This window comes from Burkholderia sp. 22PA0106 (assembly GCF_047497155.1).
GTDB lineage: Bacteria > Pseudomonadota > Gammaproteobacteria > Burkholderiales > Burkholderiaceae > Burkholderia.
This window is the reverse complement of the sequence record NZ_CP163162.1, coordinates 3,017,834-3,038,495: the sequence shown is the minus strand read 5'-3', so window position 1 is coordinate 3,038,495 and position 20,662 is coordinate 3,017,834. Positions and strand designations below refer to the sequence as shown.

The 20,662-nt window shown below is 65.6% G+C and carries 15 protein-coding genes; 11 read left to right on the top strand and 4 right to left on the bottom strand.

The window, feature by feature from the left end; translation table 11 throughout:
* Nucleotides 1-971: 971 nt before the first annotated feature.
* The 7 genes from AB4850_RS13090 to AB4850_RS13060 all read left to right on the top strand — a co-directional run bounded on the left by AB4850_RS13090 (nt 972) and on the right by AB4850_RS13060 (nt 11,798).
* A complete protein-coding gene (locus AB4850_RS13090; RefSeq protein WP_414440234.1) occupies nt 972-2,444 on the top strand; it encodes a hypothetical protein in 1,473 nt (490 codons plus the stop codon).
* 35 nt (nt 2,445-2,479) lie between these two features.
* Nucleotides 2,480-3,907, top strand: coding sequence for a hypothetical protein (locus AB4850_RS13085; protein ID WP_414440233.1), 1,428 nt, complete (start codon nt 2,480-2,482; stop codon nt 3,905-3,907).
* 62 nt (nt 3,908-3,969) lie between these two features.
* On the top strand, nt 3,970-4,407 hold the full coding sequence (locus AB4850_RS13080) for a hypothetical protein (RefSeq protein WP_414440232.1): 438 nt from the start codon (nt 3,970-3,972) through the stop codon (nt 4,405-4,407).
* Nucleotides 4,408-4,455: 48 nt separating this feature from the next.
* Nucleotides 4,456-8,214, top strand: coding sequence for a tubulin-like doman-containing protein (locus AB4850_RS13075; RefSeq protein ID WP_414440231.1), 3,759 nt, complete (start codon nt 4,456-4,458; stop codon nt 8,212-8,214).
* Nucleotides 8,215-8,222: 8 nt separating this feature from the next.
* Complete coding sequence (locus AB4850_RS13070) at nt 8,223-9,548, top strand: hypothetical protein (protein WP_414440230.1); 1,326 nt, start codon at nt 8,223-8,225, stop codon at nt 9,546-9,548.
* A 14-nt stretch (nt 9,549-9,562) separates the two neighbouring features.
* Nucleotides 9,563-10,270: a hypothetical protein gene (locus tag AB4850_RS13065; RefSeq protein WP_414440229.1), complete on the top strand. Its 708-nt coding sequence runs from the start codon at nt 9,563-9,565 to the stop codon at nt 10,268-10,270.
* A 271-nt stretch (nt 10,271-10,541) separates the two neighbouring features.
* The gene (locus AB4850_RS13060; RefSeq protein WP_414440228.1) at nt 10,542-11,798 is read left to right on the top strand and encodes an MFS transporter; all 1,257 of its coding nucleotides are present in this window, start codon (nt 10,542-10,544) and stop codon (nt 11,796-11,798) included.
* A 21-nt stretch (nt 11,799-11,819) separates the two neighbouring features.
* On the opposite strand, the gene AB4850_RS13055 is transcribed toward AB4850_RS13060, so the two are convergent.
* On the bottom strand, nt 11,820-12,551 hold the full coding sequence (locus AB4850_RS13055) for a YceH family protein (RefSeq protein WP_414440227.1): 732 nt from the start codon (nt 12,549-12,551) through the stop codon (nt 11,820-11,822).
* Between the two features lie 81 nt (nt 12,552-12,632).
* Nucleotides 12,633-13,541 carry a LysR family transcriptional regulator gene (locus tag AB4850_RS13050; RefSeq protein WP_414440226.1) on the bottom strand — a complete coding sequence of 303 codons (909 nt, stop codon included), beginning with the start codon at nt 13,539-13,541 and terminating at the stop codon, nt 12,633-12,635.
* 157 nt (nt 13,542-13,698) lie between these two features.
* Here AB4850_RS13050 and AB4850_RS13045 point away from each other — a divergent pair, with 157 nt between their 5' ends.
* From AB4850_RS13045 to AB4850_RS13030, 4 genes are all read left to right on the top strand, one after another.
* Nucleotides 13,699-14,571 (top strand): NAD(P)-dependent oxidoreductase, encoded by an 873-nt coding sequence (locus AB4850_RS13045; RefSeq protein ID WP_414440225.1) that lies wholly within the window; start codon nt 13,699-13,701, stop codon nt 14,569-14,571.
* Nucleotides 14,572-14,624: 53 nt separating this feature from the next.
* Nucleotides 14,625-16,133 (top strand): aldehyde dehydrogenase family protein, encoded by a 1,509-nt coding sequence (locus AB4850_RS13040; RefSeq protein ID WP_414440224.1) that lies wholly within the window; start codon nt 14,625-14,627, stop codon nt 16,131-16,133.
* A gap of 47 nt (nt 16,134-16,180) precedes the next feature.
* Complete coding sequence (locus AB4850_RS13035; RefSeq protein WP_414440223.1) at nt 16,181-17,515, top strand: DUF3100 domain-containing protein; 1,335 nt, start codon at nt 16,181-16,183, stop codon at nt 17,513-17,515.
* Nucleotides 17,516-17,582: 67 nt separating this feature from the next.
* The gene (locus tag AB4850_RS13030; protein WP_414440222.1) at nt 17,583-18,770 is read left to right on the top strand and encodes a M20 aminoacylase family protein; all 1,188 of its coding nucleotides are present in this window, start codon (nt 17,583-17,585) and stop codon (nt 18,768-18,770) included.
* 529 nt (nt 18,771-19,299) lie between these two features.
* Here the strand turns inward: AB4850_RS13030 and AB4850_RS13025 are convergent.
* Nucleotides 19,300-19,902, bottom strand: coding sequence for a TetR/AcrR family transcriptional regulator (locus AB4850_RS13025; protein WP_414440221.1), 603 nt, complete (start codon nt 19,900-19,902; stop codon nt 19,300-19,302).
* Between the two features lie 57 nt (nt 19,903-19,959).
* Nucleotides 19,960-20,160 (bottom strand): hypothetical protein, encoded by a 201-nt coding sequence (locus tag AB4850_RS13020; RefSeq protein ID WP_414440220.1) that lies wholly within the window; start codon nt 20,158-20,160, stop codon nt 19,960-19,962.
* Between the last annotated feature and the right edge of the window lie 502 nt (nt 20,161-20,662).

Genomic DNA, 20,662 nt, shown 5'->3' with positions numbered 1-20,662 from the left:
GATGCCGGTGCGGCGCGAGGCGCGGCCACGGCTGGAAGCTTGTTGTCAGCCCGAGTGTGCGCTGGGGAATGCCGGGTCCGCTATTTGGAAAAATCCCTGATTTTTTGGTGATTTAGCTAAACAAACGTGATTTTTAGATTGATAAAAACTAGCGCCGAAAATTTGGAAAGCGATGTATGTAAAAAATTCCGATTTCGAGAAATTTCGCGAAAATTCGGTCAATTTGACGTCAAGTATGAAGAATGGGTGATCAAATCCGTAGCCGTGTGACTGAGCGTGGCATTGCTTTTTAAGCTGGTTGAAAATGGCTTCCGATTTCTATGAAATCAAAAAATTTAATTAATAAATAAAAAATATATTGAATCACTGTTTTCATAGAAATTTTTGAATGAATGGTTCGAAGCACCTTTGCCGTGGGTATGTGAATCGTTTGCGCGGCGAGCGTGATGCCGATTTGCGTCGTGATGTCGTCGCGGCTCGGCCGATATCAAATTGAACTCGCCGCTTCAGTGCAAGTTCGAGATTGTCGATCACGTATGCGCGATTACCGCGATTTCAGGTGGGTGTAAATAGCCTGACGCGACATATGTTTGAAAAACAACCGGGTCCGTCACGAGGTTTTCATGTTAAGGATCGTGTGGCATGCCGCCCGGCGCCGATGGGGCGCAAGACGGGGCGAGGCGTAGACTGCTAAGTAATTGATATATATGAATTAATATTATTGGGATTGCTTTTCGAGGATTGCCGGCGTGTTTTTGGCATCGCTGTGAAGACGTGCCGATCTCGTCTTGCCTTCATGAAATGAGGCTGTATCCAGGCAGTAAAAATATGTGGATAAGACTGTTTCGGTATGCCAAGATGGCGCGCTTGCTTTCAGGGGTGCGGGTAACGCATGTGCGTTGTCAAACGCTCGCTCGGCATATACGCATGTGATTTGCGTCGAGAAGTGGCGTCGGCGCAAGAGATAAGAAATGGAAGAAAACTGGGAAACATGGGGAATGCGCTCCGGGGAATGGGCGCAATCCGATCGCGGCTTCACGCTCGCGAAGACTTCGCTCGGCCATTCGGTATTCCTTCAAACCCCCGATATCGCGCTTCTGTACCGTCAGCCGCATGACGGTGGCCGACCGCCGCGATATTTCCCGACAGAATTCGCTTTTTCGCCGGAAACCGGCCAGTCGTTGTGCGCCGCTCCCGTTTCCGCGTCACCCGGTTGGATTCCACCGTTTGGCAATGCAGCCGCCTCGGCATTGACCGGTTCGAGCGTGCATGGCTTGAAGCGGACCGCCGCCGGATTACTGCCGGCCGATTTGAAATCGCGACGTGCCGATGCCGATGCCGACGCGCAAATGCCGAATCCGCCTCCCGGCAACTATTTCTTCTGCTCTCTGCCGTTCGGGACGCCGGCACACGCCCTGGTGGCGATCAATCCGTTCAACGGCGAATTGCATGCATGGCTGCCCGGCACGGCAGTTTGGGCGCCGCTCGAGGCGCGCGGTGTGGCGCTCGAGGAGTTCGAATCGACTGAAGCGGCCTGGCGTGCCGAGCTGGCGCTCGATGCGGAATCGTCGACGAGCCGCCTTTACATCCCGACCCGATCCGGCCTGGCCTGCCTCATCGCCGATGTCGGTGGCCTCGTATACACCGTCGCCCATATCGGCAATGCGCCGGCGGTGGGTTCGCCGCTCGCCTTTGCCGGCGACATCTGGGCGCCGCTCGTCGATGCCGACGGGCAGATCCGCTTCGTGGCCGCGCGCGACGGGAAACTGCAGGCCGAAGTGTCGACTGGCGTGCGACGCGACGAGGTCGGCGAAATCGGCTTGCCGGTTGCGATCGGCCGGACGGCGCTGTGGCTCACCGAGCACGGGCAGCTTCGCTTGCGTCAGAGCGATGGCGGCGTGACGGCGTCGTTTACGCGCTGGCCGGAGGGGCTTACGCCATGTTTCCAGTTCGGCAGCCCTTATCTATCGGGCGCCGGCGGCCTGTGGCAGATCTGCCGCAACGAGCGGACGGGGGACTACTGCTATGTCAGCATCGAGCGCGAGCGAACCCAGGCTGAAATTTCGGAACCCACCGGACCGCGGTTTTGCTCTGGGCAAGCCGTGTTCCGTTTCGCCACGCGTCATAAGGCGCTCCCGTGGGTCGATCTCGGGCTGGGCGACGACACCGGCTCCAATGAAATCGTGATTCCACTGGTCGAAGCGGCGGGCGGCAGCCAGGTGATCGGCATCCGCGTGCGCAACGATAACGGCGTCGACGCGATCTTCGAGCGCAAGGCCGAGCGAATTCCGTTCGCGTTGTGCTTCGATGACAACGACAGCGAAGTGTTGTTTTACACCGCATCGCATACCGCACCGTGGCGGCTGCGCCTGTTCGCGCATGACGGCATGCTCTGGGCCTACCACCCTGACGCTCTGCGCATCCAGGGCTGGAGGCTCGCATGATCCGTGCATGTCGCGTATTCCTGGCGTGTTTCGTCATGGCGGTGGCCGCCAGCGCGCAGGCCGGCATTCAGCAGGCCTTTCTGGTGCAGAACTCGGGCTGGATGGAGCCGTTCTATGCCGATCCCGCCTCGCAACTCAAGCCGCTCGTCAATGCGGTGGAACAGGCGACAACGAGCGCCGACGATACCGTTTCGCTGCTGGCTTTCAGCCAGACAGCCGCCGGCAATGTGTCGCCGATGCTGCTTGGCAGCTACCGGGGGCCGACGGATCTGGGGCCGCGCCTGGCGTCGCTGGGCGTCGCGCATCGCGGCGCGGCGCTGGCCGATACGGATTTTCGCGAGGCGGTCGTCAAGACCATCACCGGGCCGTTCCATTCCGCGCCGGGCATCATCTGGATTTTCACCAACAACCGTAACAGCCCCGGCAATGATCCGGAGACGGCGGCGCGCAATCTCGACTTCTATCGACTGATCCATCTCGAGCCGTCGATCTCGAAGACCCTGGTGTTTCCGCTGCGCATGCCCGTCAAAGGCAGGCTTTATCAGGCCGAAGGGTTGATGGTCTATGCCCTCGCGTATGGCGACGAGGCCTCACGCGCGCTCGATGCGATCCTGAGGGCGGGCCGCCTGTCGTCGGTGCTGACCAAGCCGCCGGCACGGCTCAAGCCGCTCGACGCGGACGGCCTGCGTATCGTGCCCGCCGCGATCGAGAACAGCGCGGACGTGCATCCGAGCCTTGCCGCCGACCAGCGCACGCTGATCCTGGATGTCGATGCAGGCCGACTGACGCCCGAAGTGGTGATGCGCGCTTCGCTGCAAAACCTGTTTTATCCGTATGTGATTCGCCAGGCCAACGTGGTTGCGACTCTGGCCGCGCCCGGGCGCGAAACGTCGGTCACGGTCACGCCGGCCGTGATCGCCAACCTGCAGCCGGGGCAGACGCAATCGGTCGTGGCGCGCTTTTCGCTGCCGGTCGAAAAGGTGCCGTCCGCCTGGTCGCCGGCGGCCCTGGCCGCGATGGGCAAACAGGTGCTGGTGCCGATGACGGTTGGCATGACGCTGACGGATCAGCAGCTTGCGCTCGCCGACGATTTTCGCGCCAGCCTGCAGGCGGAGTTTCCGGGCGACCCGATCTCCGACATCTTCGCCGCACCGCCTGGCGTGACGGCATCGCGCGTGCAGATCCCGGTGGTCCTGCGAATTCAGTACCCGCTTCTGCCGGTGATCGTGGTGGTTGGCCTGGTGCTGGCCTTGCTCGCGGCGCTCGCCTCGCTGGCCTTGCTGTCGGGCAAGACACGCCGCTTTCCGATCGTGATCGACGGCATCTCCCGGCACATCGTCATGAAACCCTTCAGCCGCCTCGAGCTTCGTAACCATGACGGCGTTCCCGCCGGCACGGTCCGTCGCGGCCTGGGCAAACCGTCGATCGTCAGCCAGGCGGATGGACACACGCTGAAGCTTTGAGCGCGGCGCCGCCGCACGATTTCCGCTTTTTTACACGCACCCGCTTTTCAGGAGTTACCCAGATGGCGCAAGACCAGAAGGACAACGGCACCGGGTTTGCCATTCCCGCACCGCAATCGGCCAGCACTTCCAGCGTTGCGTCGAGCGATGCGAGCGCGACCACGACCACGACGCATACCGAGGTCGTGGCGCAGGCGAACATCGGCACCGACACCTCGTCGCGCGATCTGATGATCGGTGGCGCGATTCTGCTGATCCTGATCGTGGCGTTCTTCTTTGGCAAGAACGCCTACGCGAACATGCTCGTGACCAAACGCGTCCCCCCCAACAAGGCCAATGCGGCAGGTTGGTGGCTGTTCATCTTCCTGACGAGCCTCGCGACTGCCGTGGTGTTGCCTGCGGTGAACCCGGCACGCTTTCTCTCCCCGTTGGTTCTGGCGCCGCTGGGCATCGTCGCCATCGCCAGCCTCGTGCTCGCGATCGTTTCGGGCCGCAAATAAGCGCGGGGTCGTCCCGCCCTGTGTCAACACCATCGAATCGCCATCACCATGTCGGATACCCTTTCGCAAACCGTTGGCGCCGAGTCCGCCAAGAAACAGGAACAGACCATCGAGCTGCGTCCGACGCTGTTCATCGGCGTCGGCGGCACGGGCATGGAAGTGTTGATGCGGGTGCGTCGACGCATTCTGAATACGCTCTGGGGTAACGCGGCGCGGCGTGTACGGGTGGAGAGCCTCGCCGAATTCCCGGTTGCGCAGTTCATCCAGTTCGATCTCGATACCGGCGCCATCGTCGAGACCAACCGGGCGCAGGCGGATGATCTGCAATTCCCGCTGGTTAAATTCACCGACGACGAACGTATCGTCGAATCGTTCGACATGGAGAAGTACAGCCGTGACGACGATGCGCTGGAAAAGTATCCGCATGTCAAGGAATGGCTGTCGCTGACGCCGAAGAAGATCCGTGATCTGGGTATCGACCCGGCCAAGGGGGCGGGGCAGATCCGCGCCATTTCACGGCTCTATCTGTTCGACAAGTACACCAAGCTGCGCGACAAGATTCGCATCAAGCTGCGAACGCTGAAAGCCGGGTTGTCGCACGAGCGGCAACTCGCCGAGCTTGGCTTGCGCATGGAGACCAGCAAATTCCGCGTGGTGGTGGTGGCGTCGGTGGCGGGCGGTACCGGATCCGGGGCGTTCATCGATATGGGCCTTCTCGCGAGCTGGCTGGCCAAGGCCGAAGTCACGCATGCCGATATCGAGTTGATGATTTTCCTGCCGACCGGCTATGCGGGCAACAACAAGGACCGCACCGAAGCGAACGGCTATGCCGCGCTGATGGAGCTGGAATCCACGATGATGGGGAGCAAGGGCTACGTCGGACGCTGGGATCCGTACGATCAGCCCGAGTTGCCGCGCGAGCCGTACAAGGAGGTCTACCTGATCGACTCCGGCAACGTCGCGCAACAACACACGAAAGACATCGGCGATGTTTACCAGATGGTGGCCGATGCGTTGTTCGAGGATTTTGCCTCCGGCGATTTCGCTCGCCGCAAGCGTTCGGTGGCCGTCAATCAGGCGCAACACAAGAACTACCTGCACGATGCGCTGGTTCCGCGCAATCGCTTTGCCGACATGCGCCTGTCGTACTCGAAGCGCTATTCCGCATTCGGGCACGCCACGCTCGACACGCGCGAAGAGGCGCGCCGTGACGAGGTCGCCTATCGATGGGCCGAGGAAATGCTCAAGGCCTTCTTTGGCGTGGGCAGCAGCGACACGGGCGCCAATCGAGCGACGGACCAGCAGCGGGACACCTTCATGGCCGCGCATTTGGGCCTGCGTCCGGCGCCGTTCAGCGACTTCCCCGAATTCTCCGACAAGACCATCGAACTGAAGCGTTCGACGGGCGAGTTTCTCGATTACTTCGTCACCGAAGATCTGTTGCAGGACAAGAACGGCCTGCTGCTGGCCGGGATCGAGCAGCGTGTGAACACGCGCATCGACGAAATTCGCACGGGTTTCCCGCGGGAGGAATGGCCGACGCAGATTCGTGAGGCGGTGAAGCTGCTCGAGCGCGATGCGGTGCGTGACCAGGATTCGACCGCCGACACAACGGAAGACCGCGTCGGCAAACGCCGCCGGGAAGTGTTCGAGCGGATTCGCAAGGCCGCTACCGATCAGCTCTACGCCTATCTCGACAACAAGGAGTTCGGCGGCCTTGAATACGTGCTGTCGCTCGTCGAACAGGTAAAGGATCGCCTCGAGGCGCTCGGTACCGGGCTGGTGTCGGCGCTCGAAGTCAACGCCGAGCGTTATCGGGAAATCAAGGAGGCCGTGCGCAGCCGCGAATATGAACGCCTGCTCGACAATCTCTCGCAGATCCGCAAAGGCTTGTTCAGCAATGCCGACAAACAGTCGGCCACGGTGCTCGACCAGTTGCGCATCGAGATCGCGAATTCGCTGAAATTCCATTTGCGTTCCAAGGCGGCGGCCGAGGCGGCGCTGCTGATGAAGGACGTATCGGCGTGGCTGGGTCGGAAGACCGGCATCGATTCGCATGGGCGTGCGACGTGGTCGGGCCTGGTCGGTGAATTGCAGGCGGGGCGAGAGCATGTCATGGAGATGGTTGAGCAGCTCGATCGAGCGAACACGATCATCCAGCAGGATCTGGCGAAGGAGCACAGCACGTTGATCGCCGTGTCGGCCCCACGGCGCGAGGTACCGCTGCCGAACGCCGTGACGCTGCGCGAATGGGCCGACGACGCGTTTCGCGACATCGGCGGCTCGCGCCGCCTGTTCGAAATGCTGGAGGATACGGAGCAACGCGGCGAGCTCGTCGTGAAGGTCAAGCGCATGGCCGAGCGCCAGCTTGCCGTGCTGAGCGTGGCCGATGCCGACGCGGAGTTGCGCGATCCGTTGTTCGACGCGCTGGAGCAGATGACGCCCGCGACGCGAGCCGAGTATTTCCGCAAGCTGCTGGCCTGTGCGATGCCGTGGGTGGATGCCAACCTGGGCGGTGATTTCAGCCTCAACTCGGACCAATACAAGTGCTTTATCGGCGTGAATCGCGCCGATGAGTTCCGCCGTCGCTTCGGTGCCGAAATCGAAGCCGCGGTGCCGACCCAGGCCGGGCTGACGCCGGCGCAGTTGTCGATTGTCGAGACCGGCATGCCGGGTCGCGCTGTGTGCTATTGCGAAGTGTCGGGTATCCCGATGACCGTGCTGCGTGGCCTGGACGGCTGGCGCACCAGCTATCGTAAGGAATCCGAGAAAAGCCCCGTGCATGCGCATATCGATGCGACGCAATTCTCGCACCCGATTGCGCCATCGACCGACGAGATCGCCCGTCTCGCCGAGGATTTCAAGTATTACCTTTACGCCGTGATGCTGGGTGTCCTGACGCGCTCGACGCAGCGTGTGACGCCGCCTGGGCAGTATCAGTTCGCGGTTGCGCGGGGTGACCTGCGGCGTATCGGCAACGAGCGCGCGGTGCGGCAGAACGGCTTGCCGCCGACCTTCCGCAACGCCATCGTGGCGCGCGTGCAAGAACAGATCGCCGAGCTCGACGGCCCGAAAATGAGTGCGCTGGCGGCGCTTTGCGGCTTCTATGAATCCGCGGTGTATACGCCGAAGCTGGTGTCCGATTCGACCGGCGCCCAGCAGGAGCGGAAAGGCTTTGCCAGCGCTATTGCGGGCGAGGCGCGCCGTGAATCGCGCGAGAGCGCGCGCCGCAAGGGCTTGTCCGATGGCGAGCTGGATCGTCAGGAGCGCCGGCTGCTCGACAACATGCCGGTGTGGGCCGTGGTGATCGCCGATTCGGATGCCGATGCCTACGAATGGGAAGTGCGCGAGCCGGGCGACGATGGGGCGCTGCGTCTCAAGTTCGCGCTGGACGCAGACAAGCTGGAGTCGCCGGAATTCGCGGCCTTGTCGAGCGCCGTTCCGGCCGCCACGGCGTTCACGCCGTCGGCCGTGGCGTTGATGCCGGGCGCGCCGCCCGCGGGCATGGCTCCCGCCCTTGCGCCGATGGTTGCGCCACCGCTTGCGCCTTCGGCCCCACCACTGCCGGGGCAGGTGGCGGCGCCGCTCGTCAGCCATCAGTACATGCTTGGAATCGCCGGCCAGCAGTACGGCCCGTACACGGGGCCGCAGGTCGTCCAGTACGTGCAGAGCGGCCAGGTGAGCGCCGCCGCGACCAAGATCTGGCGCCAGGGCCTGACCGAGTGGGTCGATCTCGGATCGTTCGTCGAGTTGCCGGTGGGGGTCGCACCGCCGCCGCCTCCGCCGCCTCCGCCGCTGCCAATGTAAGGGATGCCGTGAAAACGTGTCTGAAATGCACCGGACCGCTGTTCGGTCCGGTCGTCTACTGTCCCTATTGCGGCTCGTCGGTGTCGGCGGATGCCGGTCCGGAACCGGTTATCGCACCGATACTGGCCGGGCAGCCGGCTGTCACGGCCGGACCGGCGGAGCCGAAGCCCCTGTTTGCGTCCGACAAGCCGGCCAGTGCGTCTGCCGGCCCGGGGGCCAAGCCGGCAAGCGAGAAGGAGAAGCAGGACGCCGCCAAGGCAGCCGAAGCGCTGAAGGCGGCCGAAGCACTCAAGGTGGCGGAAGCACTCAAGGCGGCGGAAGCACTCAAGGCGGCCGAAACGCTCAAGGCAGCCGAAGCACTCAAGGCAGCCGAGGTCGACAACGCAAGGGCGGCAGCCAAGGCCGCAGCGGATGCCGCTGCGCTCAAGCAGGCCGCGAACTCGCCGTCGCGTGCGGCGCCTGCGCCGTCGGGCGCAGGCAAGACCTGGTTGCGCAATGCGGCGATCGTTGGCGCGCTGGCTGTCGCGGGATTCGTTTATATCGGCCACCAGTCGAGCAAGAAGCTCGAAAGCTGCGAGCAAGGCCTGTCGAGCGCGCAGCAGCGCCTGTCAAGCGGCGATCTGGACGGCGCACGCGAGCAGATTGCCGTTGCAACGCGCTCTTGCGACAGCGCCCACTCGCCGGTGATCGAGCATCTGCTGGGCCAGGTCGAGCAGGCGCAGGCCAGGCTCAGTCGCGAGTGCTCACGTGGCGTCGAGGAAGTGAATGCCCGTATCGGTCAGGCGCGTTTGCGTGATGCGCAGACTGCATTGTCGCGACTGTCGGATACGTGCGTCGCAACACCGGACGCCCGTCAGACGGCTCAGCGATTGACGCAGATCTCCACCGCTGCCGATGCCGCCGTCACGCAGGTTCGCAATGCGATTGCATCGGGCGACGCGGTGGTGGCCGCAGCGGGTATGGAAGAGGTGACGCGCCTGGATCGCACGCGCCCCGATATCGCGCAGTTGCGCAGCCAAATCGCCGCGATGCAACGCCCCGCCCCGGTCGTGCAGGCACCGGTTGCGGTGGCTGCACCGACGCCATCCGCGCCGCCGCAACCCGCGCCGAGCCCGGCAGCCTCGAATCAACTGGAAGCGGCGCAGGCTGCGATGGCGCGGCAGTTCCTGGCCTCCGCATCGAGCGAGCTGGCACAGAACCATTTCGATGCTGCCAGAACGTTCGTGGAAAGCGCGCGCCGAGTGGATCCCAACAATGCGCGATTGGCGCCGATGCTGAAGCAGATCCAGGATCGTGAGCACCAGTTGCTGCAGAACGAAACCACAATCAACTAATCGAGGATGACCAGATGATCGATATCCGCATGTTGCGCCCGGTGGCGCCAGCTTTGGTGCTGTGCATGCTCGCCGGCTGTGCGACGCCGCCGGGGGCGGGCGGGCCGGGCAATGCCGCTGCCAATCAGGACCCGTGTTCCATCGGTGGTTCGGCGGTGGTCGTGGCCGGGCTGGGCGCCGTGATTGGCGCATTGGCCGGCGGCACGAAGGGAGCGCTGATCGGTGCGGCGGCGGGGGCGGTGGTGGGTGGGGCGGGCTGCTACGCCATCAACGTGCGTTCACGTCAATTGAAGACGGCCCAGCAATCCGATTCGGACTACGTACAGGCGCGCGGCGAGTTGCCGGTCCAGCCGACGCTCGTGTCGTATCAGGTGGCAGTCAGCAACGCTGTCGTGCAGCGCGGCAAGCCGTTCAAAGTGACGACCGATGCCGAAATCGTCAACGGGCGAGCGGAACCCGTGACGAACGTCAACGAGCAACTCGTGCTATTCGACAAGCAGGGCAAGGCATTCGGCAACGGGTCGAAACCTCTGCAGGCCAACAATGCCACCGGCGGGCGTTTCGAGAATTCCTTCGAGCTGAAGCTTCCGCCGGACGCGTCGCAAGGCGTGTATGGCATGAAAACCAATCTGTATGTGAACGGCCGGCTGGCCGGGACGCGCGACCTGCACACTCAACTGGTGTGGGACGGTCAATCGGGCGTCTTGCTCGCGTCCCGATAGATAGGCCGGCGGGGCCGGAGGTTGTTCCCGGTACCCCGCCATCGTGACAACCCGGGCCGACATCGCCTTGATGCGCCGGGAGCAACGCCCCGCAGCGGTGCGCATCCGCCGGGCGAGCGCATCGCGTTTTCATGGGGACGCGATTCACCTGCGTGTGGGCGAGGGTGCTGCGGCACCTTGACGATGCGGTGAGTTCTGTCGCGGTATCCTTCGGTCGCGCACCGGCCACCTGGCCTCCGCGCACCCGATCCGAACCCACCGCCGAACCGCCATGTCATCGAAGTTTCCCGCCGCCGCCGAGGCCGCCTCCCCAGCCGCCGAACCCGTCACCCGCTACGCCTGGAAAGCGCTGGCCGGCGCCGCGATCGGCTACGCGATGGACGGCTTCGATCTGCTGATCCTCGGCTTCATGCTGCCGGCCATCTCGGTGTCGCTGAAGCTCGATGCGGGGCAGGCCGGTGCGCTGGTGACCTGGACGCTGATCGGCGCGGTGGCCGGTGGCCTGATCTTCGGCGCACTGAGCGACCGCTACGGCCGCGTGCGCGTGCTGACCTGGACGATCGCGCTGTTCGCCGTGTTCACCGGCCTGTGCGCGCTCGCGCAGGGCTTCACCGACCTGCTCGTCTATCGCACCGTGGCCGGCATCGGCCTGGGCGGCGAGTTCGGCATCGGCATGGCGCTGGCGGCCGAGGCGTGGCCGGCGGCCAAACGCGCGCGCGTGTCGTCCTACGTGGCGCTCGGCTGGCAATGCGGGGTGTTGCTGGCCGCGCTGCTGACGCCCACGCTGCTGCAATGGATCGGCTGGCGCGGCATGTTCGCGGTCGGCATGCTGCCCGCGCTGGTGGCCTGGCAATTGCGCAACCGCCTGCACGAACCGGAGCCGTTCGTCCTTGCGCGCCACCCCGAGGCGGCCATGCCGAGCCTCGGCGCGCGCTTCCGGATGCTGTTCGCCGACGCGCGCACGGCCCGCACCAGCACCGGCATCGTGATCCTCTGCGCGGTGCAGAATTTCGGCTACTACGGAATCATGATCTGGCTGCCGACCTTTCTCGCGAAACGGCTCGGCTTCTCGCTGACGAAATCGGGCATGTGGACCGCAGTGACGGTGCTCGGCATGATGGCCGGCGTCTGGTTGTTCGGCCAGCTCGCCGACCGCATCGGCCGCAAGCCCACGTTCCTCGTCTATCAGGCGGGCGCAGTGGCGATGGTGATCGTCTACGCGCAATTGAGCGACCCGGCCGCGCTGCTGTGGGCCGGCGCGCTGATGGGGATGTTCGTGAACGGGATGGTGGGCGGCTACGGCACGCTGATGTCGGAAGCCTATCCGACCGCCGCGCGCGCCACGGCGCAGAACGTGCTGTGGAATCTCGGCCGCGCGATCGGCGGCTTCGGGCCGATGGTGGTGGGCGCGCTGGCGGCGCGCTATTCGTTCACCGTGGCGATCGCGGCGCTGGCCGCGCTCTACGTGCTCGACATCGTCGCGACGCTGTGGCTGATTCCGGAAATGAAGGGGCGCGCGCTCGACTGAGGCGCACCCCGCGCGGTTTCGTCAGGAGGCCGAATCGGCATCCGAATCGTTGCCCGAACCGGCATCGATGCCGAGTTCGCCGGCCATCCGCTCGACCAGCGCCCGCAGCCGCGCGACTTCCCCGGCCAGGCGGTCGTGATCCTCGCGCAGCGCCTCGAATTCGGCCGGGCTTGCCGCACCGCTCGCGCCGCCTTCGTCGGTGCTCGATACCGCGTAGGCGGCCAGGTTGACCTCGCCGCACAGCAGATGCATCCAGCGGTTTTCACGCGCACCCGGCGCGCGCGGCAGCTTGACCACCAGCGGCGTCGAGCGCTCGGCCAGTTCCTCCAGGAAGCTCTCGACCGACGAGACATCGGCGAAGCCGTGCAGCCGCGCCGAATTCAGGCGCAGCTCGGCGGCCGTCTGCGCGCCGCGCAGCAGCAGCACGGTCAGCAGCGCGACGGCCTGGCTCGGGATGCCGAGCACGCGGTTCAGGTTGTGCTCGAAGCGCGGCACGCGGCTGCTGCTGCCCTCGAACACCAGGCTCACGCCCTTCAATTCCCCGATGGCGTTGAGCACCTCGGCCTCGCTCACGTTCATCACGGGGGCGCGCGCCGTCTTCTGGTTGCAGCCGGCCGTCAGCGCGTTGAGCGAGAGCGGGTAGGTATCGGGCACGGTGTGCTGCTTCTCGTTGAGCACGCCGACGATGCGGGCTTCGAGGGCGGTCAGGGCGCGTAGCGCGCGGGGGGCGGGGGCTTCGTTCGGTGTGTTCATCGGCTGGCGAAAAAAGGAGGTCGCGGAATCGGCGGCTGTCTGCACCGGATGATATACGGTCGTGGCGGGGAGGCGTGGCGTTCAACGGAACGCGCGCATCTGCCCCGTCATCATCTGCAGCATCTTGTTGGCGGCCACCGACAGCTTGCGGCCCACGCGCGTGACCATGTGGGCCTCGGCGTTTTCGAGGATCGGATGGGCGATGTCGATCGCGAACAGGTCCTTCGCCTGCAGTTCCGCCGCCACGGCGAACGCGGGCATCACCGCGATGCCCAGCCCCGACTTGACGAATTCCTTGAGGATCGCGAACGAATTGGTGGTGACGATCGGCCCGAGCCGCACGCGCTCGGCATATTCGACGGCCTCCATCATCTGCCGCGTGCCGTACGACGGATGGGTGGCCGCCAGCGGATACGTCGCCAGTTGCTGGACCGACAGCACCTTGTGCGCGCGGCGCGGGAAATCCGGCCCGACGATCGCCATCATCGGCTGCCGCTTCGAGGCGCGCGACACCAGCTTGTGCTCGGCGGGCGGGTTGTAGACGAGGCCGATCTCGCCCTCGTCGTTCGAGATCTTGCGGATCACGTCGTTGGTGCTGCCCACGTCCAGGTTGACGTGGATGCCCGGGTACTGCCGGCAGAACTGCTGCATCGGCCCGGCCAGCAGGTCCGACACGAAGCCCTCGCCCAGCACCAGGCTGACCTCGCCCGTCTTCAGGCCGCGCAGCTCCTGCAGGCGCGAGATCAGGTCGTCGCGGTGCGCCAGTTGCTCGCGGAAATACTCGATCACGCAACGCCCCGCCTCGGTGGGCGTGACGCCGCGCGCGTGCCGCTCGACCAGGGTGGCGTCCAGTTCCTTTTCCAGCAGGCCGATCTGGCGGCTCACCGCCGACGGCGCCACGTCGAGCCAGTCGGCCGCCGCGCGGATCGTGCCGCAGCGCACCGCCTCGTAGAAATAGACGATCCGGCTGTCGGTCAGGGTGTCGGTCATGGCGCGGCGTTCTCGATTCGAGCGTTCTAAAAATTAGAACAATAGCAATATTGGCGGTGATTGATTATACGGCTCGCCCGGACCACCATCGAGTCACTGCAAGGCGGCCGCAAGCCGGCGTTCCGCCCTTCACCAACAGCAATCGGGAGTTCGTCGGATGAAAACGGTAGGCGTGATCGGTCTGGGCAACATGGGGCGTGGCATGGCGGGTTCGCTGCGGCGCGGCGGCTATGCCGTGCTCGGTTACGACGCCGCGCCGGGCGTGGCGGACGGCCTCGCGGCGCAGGGCGTGGTGGCGGCGCGCGCGTCGGTGGCGGAGATCGCCCGCGACGCCGACGTGCTGCTGCTGTCGCTGCCGACCTCGGCGGTGGTGGAAGCGGTGGTGCTCGGCGCGGGCGGCGTGCTGGAGCACGCCAGGCCCGGCACGATCGTGGTGGACACCACCACGGCCGACCCGGACAGCACGCGCCGGGTGGCGGCGGCGCTGGCCGAGCGCGGCATCGGTTTCGTCGACGGCCCCGTCAGCGGCGGCCCGAAGGGCGCGGCCACCGCGACCATGACGATGGTGCTGGGCGGCGCCGACGCCGATATCGCGGCGGTCGAGCCGATCCTCGCCGTGATCAGCGCGAAGCGCGTGCACGTCGGCCCGGTGGGCGCGGGCCATGTCACCAAGCTGCTCAACAATCTGCTGACGGGCGTGCATCTGCTGGCGGCGAGCGAAGCGGTGCGTACCGCGCGCGCGGCCGGCGTCGATCCCGAGAAGCTGGTCGAGGCGCTGAACGGCGGCTCGGGCCGCAACAGCGCGACGCTGACCAACTACCCCACCTGGATCTTCAACGGCAAGTTCGACTCGGGCTTCACGATGAAGCTGATGCGCAAGGACGTGCGCCTCGCGCTGGGCCTGCTCGACCAGTTCGACAGCGTCGCGCCGGTGGCGCGCGAGGCCGCGCGGCTGTGGGCGGCCAGCGAGCAGCACGTCGGCGACGCCGAGGATTTCAACCGCATCGTCGATTTCCTCGATCCGGCCTGAGTCTGCTGCGCCTTTTCAGTTTTCGACCGACGAATCCGACACGGAATACCGACATGACACAGCACGCAGACCAGTTGCTCGCCGCCTTCGCGCACTTCTTCCCCGGCGCGACCACCATCGGCTCGTATATCGACGGCGAACTCGTCGCGGGCCAGGGCGAGACCGTCCAGCTTTACGACGCCGCCACCGGCGAGGCGACGCTCGCTTACCGCGACGCCGGCGCCGACGTGGTGGCGCACGCCGCCGAAAGCGCGCGCCGCGCGCAGCGCGAATGGTGGGCGTTGACGCACGCCGCGCGCGGCCGCGTGATGAACGAGGTGGCGCGCACGATCCGCGGCGAGGCCGAGGCGATCGCGCGGCTCGAATCGCTCGGCTCGGGCAAGCCGATCCGCGATTGTCGCGGCGAGGTGGCGAAGGTCGCCGAGATGTTCGAGTACTACGCCGGCTGGACCGACAAGTTCTACGGCAACGTGATCCCGGTGCCCACCTCGCACCTGAACTACACGCGCCGCGAGCCGGCCGGCGTGGTGCTGCAGATCACCCCCTGGAACGCGCCGGTATTCACCTGCGGCTGGCAGGTCGCGCCGGCCGTGGCGATGGGCAACGGCGTGCTGCTCAAGCCGTCGGAGCTGACGCCGTTCACCTCGATCGTGGTGGGCCGGCTCGGCGAGCGCGCCGGGCTGCCGCGCGGCCTGGTCAATGTGCTGGCCGGCTTCGGTCACACGGTCGGGCAGGCTGCGATCGCGCATCGCGTGGTGAGCAAGGTGGTGTTCGTCGGCTCGCCGGCTACCGGCGCGCGCATCGCCGAGGCCGCCGCGCGCCGCGTGGTGCCGTGCGTGCTGGAGTTGGGCGGCAAGTCGGCCAACATCGTGTTCGCCGACGCCGATCTCAAGCGCGCCGCGCTCACCGCCCAGGCCGCGATCTTCGCCGGCGCGGGCCAGAGCTGCGTGGCCGGCTCGCGTCTGCTGGTGCAACGTTCGGTATACGACGAATTCGTCGCGATGGTGGCGGCCGGCGCGAAAAAGATCCGCGTGGGTGCGCCGCTCGACGACGCCACCGAAGTCGGCCCGATCAACAATCGCAAGCAGTACGAACATGTCGTGCGGATGATCGCGAGCGGCGTGGAGGCCGGCGCGACGCTGGCGGCCGGTTCGGCCGAACTCGGCAACGGCGGCTATTTCGTGGCGCCCACCGTGCTGACCGGCGTGACCAACGCAATGGACGTCGCCCGCACCGAGATCTTCGGGCCGGTGGTGGCGGCGATTCCGTTCGATTCGGAAGACGAAGCGATCGCGATCGCCAACGACACCGATTTCGGCCTGGCCGGCGCGGTGTGGACCACCGACGTGGCGCGCGCGCACCGCGTGGCCGCGCAGGTCGACGCCGGCACGTTCTGGGTCAACGGCTACAAGACCATCAACGTCGCCTCGCCGTTCGGCGGCTACGGCATGAGCGGCTACGGGCGCTCCAGCGGCGTCGAGGCGCTGTACGAATACACGCAGACCAAGAGCGTGTGGGTCGAGACGGCCGAAGCGCCGCCGACCGCCTTCGGTTATCTGTAATACCGGCCCGCGCACGACGGAAGCCGGACTCAAAAGGGGAGGTCGCGATGGAACACGCACTGGGAATCGAACGCCGCGAATTCGGCGGCGCGGGCGCGGCGAAGGTCATGCTGTATGCCGCCGGCATTTTGCTGATCGCGCAGTGGATCGGCTCGTTCACGTTCAAGATCGGGCCCGGCAAGGTGGTGCTGCTGCCGATGATCTGGGCGCTGCTGCTCGGCGCGGCGCTCGGCCTGGCCAGCGCGCGCTGGAAAAGCAGCGCGCGGCTCGACGTGTCGAACCAGTTCTTCGCGGCGGCCGTGCTGCAGCCCGCGCTGCTGCTGTTCGTCGCGAAGCTCGGGCTGATGGTGGGCAGCGCGCTGCCCAAGCTCGCGGCGGCCGGCTGGGCGCTCGCGTTCCAGGAGTTCGGCCACTTCGTCGGCACCATCCTGCTGGGTCTGCCGCTCGCGCTGCTGCTCGGCATCAAGCGCGAGGCGATCGGCGCGACGTTCTCGGTGGGCCGCGAGCCGAGCCTCGCGATCATCGGCGAGAAGTACGGCATGGATTCCGCCGAAGGGCGCGGCGTGCTGGCCGAGTACCTGACCGGCACCGTGTTCGGCGCGGTGTTCATCGCCGTGTTCGCCGGCTTCGTGTCGAGCCTCGGCATCTTCGATCCGCTCGCGCTGGCGATGGGCTCGGGCGTCGGCTCGGGCAGCATGATGGCGGCCGCCTCCGGCGCGATCGCCGCGCAGCAGGACCCGGAAACCGCGAAATCGGTGCTCGCGTTCGCGGCGGCCAGCAACCTGATCACCACCACCATCGGCACCTACTTCACGCTGTTCATCTCGCTGCCGCTGGCGGTGTTCGGCTACCGCGTGCTGGAGCCGATCATCGGCCGCACCACCAAGGCCTCGGCGCAACCGGAAACCGCCAGCCCGGCGCTCGGCGAGGTGCAGACCGAAGCGCCGTCGCTCGGCTACGGCGGCAAGCTCACGGCCTGGATCGTGACGGCCGCGATGGCGCTGGTGTGCGACTGGATCGCGCACGGCACCGCGCCGCTGGTCGGGCTGCCGGGCATCGCGATCATGGTGGGCGCGACCATCGTCGGCGATGCGCTGGCGCGCGTCACCGGCCGGCGCATTCCGGCCGTGTGCTGGGTGTCGGTGGTGGCGATGTTCCTGACCTCGCCGTGGTGCCCGTGGGCCACGCAGATCGCCGCCTTCGGTTCGCACAACGATTTTCTCGGCGTGACCACCCCGATGCTGGTGTTCGCGGGGCTGTCGATCGCCAAGGACATCCCCGCGTTCCGCCGCCTCGGCTGGCGCATCGTGCTGGTGTCGTTCGTGGCCAATGCCGGCACGTTCATCGGCGCGACGCTGGTGGCGCAACTGTTCCATATCTGATCTCGTTCACCCGCATCGCCGGAGCCGCGCCAGCGTGGCCCCGGCGATCGCCTCCACCGTTCCCCGCATGACACTGATCGATTCCATCCTCGCCCACGCCGACGAACTGCAGACGATTCGCCGCGATATCCACGCGCATCCCGAAGTCGGCTTCGAGGTGAACCGCACCGCCGCGCTGGTGGCCGAGCGGCTCGAAGCCTGGGGCTACGCCGTCACGCGCAACGTGGGCCAGACCGGCGTGGTCGGCACGCTCAAGCGCGGCAGCGGCACGCGTGCGATCGGGCTGCGCGCCGACATGGACGCGCTGCCGGTGCAGGAGGTCAACACCTTCGCGCACCGCTCGACCGTGCCCGGCGCGATGCACGCCTGCGGCCACGACGGCCACACGGCGATGCTGCTCGGCGCGGCGCGCCATCTGGCGCTGCATGGCGGCTTCGACGGCACCGTGCAGTTGTTCTTCCAGCCGGCCGAGGAAGCGGGCGGCGGCGCGCGCGCGATGATCGAGGACGGCCTGTTCGAGCGTTTTCCGGTGGATGCCGTGTTCGGGCTGCACAATTGGCCCGGCATTCCGGCCGGCGATTTCGCGGTGCGGCCGGGGCCGCTGATGGCGTCCACCAGCCTGTTCAAGATCACGCTGCGCGGCGCCGGCTGCCACGCCGCCATGCCGCATCTGGGCCGCGACCCGGTGTTCGCCGCCGGGCAGGTGCTGAACGCGTTGCAGGGCATCGTCACGCGCAACCGCAATCCGATTGACGGCGCGGTGCTGTCGGTCACGCAGATCCACGCCGGCGAGGCGCTCAACGTGGTGCCGACCGACGCGTGGCTCGGCGGCACCGTGCGCACGTTCTCCGACGCCACGCTCGACCTGATCGAGACGCGCATGCGAGCCGTGGCCGCGGCGACCGCGTCGGCGTTCGAATGCGAGTGCGAGGTGTGGTTCGAGCGGCAGTATCCGGCCACCGTCAACGACGCGGCGCAGACGGCGCTGGCCGTCGAGGTGATGCGCGAACTGGTGGGCGACGCGCACGTGAACGCGGCGGCCGACCCGACCATGGCCGCCGAGGATTTCTCGTTCATGCTGCGCGAGAAGCCGGGGTGTTACGCATTCCTGGGAAATGGCAGCGGCGACCATCGTGTGCATGGGCATGGCGGCGGGCCTTGCCTGCTGCATAACGCGAGTTATGACTTCAACGATGCGTTGCTGCCGGTGGGGGCGAGTTATTTTGTCCGGTTGGTGGAGCGGTTTTTGGGGTGAGGGGGCCTGCGGTCGATGTGCCGCTTCGGGGCGTTGCCGAGGCGGCGGTGGCTGGCGCCGGGAATCCTCGGGGCGGCTGGTTGAAGCCCGGGATCTGACGCCGAGCACGGCAGCCGCATCGTCAATGGCTTGCCCCCCGATGTAGTTGACCCGATACCAGCCGGCCGTCACCTGCCCAACGGTGGACCGATCTCCAGCGATCAGATACTTTTTTTGTTTTGCTCTTGATGTCGGGCTCGTCGAAACGCTCATCTGGCTGGCCTTGCGTATCATTGCGCCTGATTGTGGCCGGGCCGCTCATGATTGGAAGGCGGCGATGAATCAGTTCGCAATCCTCTACGAAGAACGTTTCTTTCGGCCATCCATATGATTTTCAACTCGCCTCGAACACGGAAATTCTGACTGTCCCGCGCGTCGCGGCATGAGCAAAACACGATTGGCGTTCTGCGACGACATCTCCCGAAATACTGGACGCTGCCGCAACGGAAAGCTTGGGCGTTACGGGGCGCACGTCGGCACTTGCATCCGCTCATACCTCGATATCGACAACCCGTGCCAGCACCCGATTCAGCAATGCCTGCGCAAACGGGTACGTCGGCGCCTCCGCCGTGAACAGTATCCTGTAGACCAGCGGCGCGATGACATAGTCCATCACGGTCTGGCAGGCCGGTGGGGTCTCCCCGCGCGCCAGCGCCTGCTCGCGCATGAGGTCTAGCTGTTCCTCGATACAGTGTGCGCATTGTCCTGCATTGAGCGGATCGGTACTGCACAGCACATCGCGAAGCAGCGTCCGTCCGACCTCGGACGACATCTCCTCGAGATACTGAGCCAGCCAGTCCTCCATGTCCTGTCGAAATGAACCGGTGTTCGGCGGAAGGCTGTCGGGCAGGAGATTTTCGACCGCTACATCGGAAAGCAACTGCGGCAGGTCGCCCCAGCGCCGGTAGATGGTCGACGGCCTCACTCCAGCGCGGGCCGCGATAGCCGGCACGGTCAGGCCGTCTCGGCCGGTTTCCTGCTGAAGGCTGCGGACTGCGCGATGCACGGCGTCCTGTACGCGCGCACTGCGGCCACCCGGCCTCAACCCCTTTCTCGTTGTCATGGTCGATCCCAATTCTTTCTTGCGATACATCAAGCAAAGAGCGCTGCTAAAGCAAAATATTTGCATTTGCGTGCGCCCGTCGCTACATTAAAGCAAATTGTTAGCTTTTAGTGAATCGCTGGCCTCATCTCGAATGTCATTCAAATCGAGGCGGCGGCGACCGCTTTTGCGTTGACGATTCACACGATGGCGCTGATGGACTATCTCGCTGCGTCGGGCGCGCCGACGCAGCTTTATTCCGGATGTAACGGCATCTTCATCGGTGCCGTTGACGCTGGCTTTTGACATCCATGCGGTGTCGTTGCTGTCCGAGTTAATCGCGGTTGGGGCGCGGTCCGATTATATGGCCGGTTTTCGCTGAGCAGCCGAAGCCGCGTCGTTGCAGACGATACAGGCCGCGCGACCGATCGAGCCGTGTGCTTCGTGGGCCTTTGCACGAAGCGTATGAAGCGGCGTTCGAGCGGAACGCGATCGCAATCGCTGTCGCCCTCGGGTGCGGAGGTGGTGCCTCCACGCGCTGGCATTGAAGGTTGTCACGGTGCCGGCACTCCGAATCGATAAATGCCGAATTAATGATCGATTCGTCGAGCCGTAACGTCTTGATGGGAATTTGAGTCGGCATGGCGAGTATCGCGCGTCCGCACGACTCGCGGGCGATGGCATGCCGGCCGGGATCGAGGTTGCCTGGCGGCGTCTGGAGCGTGCTCGTGTCCGGCCGGCGCTGAAACGGATTCTCGGTGACGTCGGGCGATCCGTCACTGCCGTGCCGTGTCCTCCATAGAACACGCGC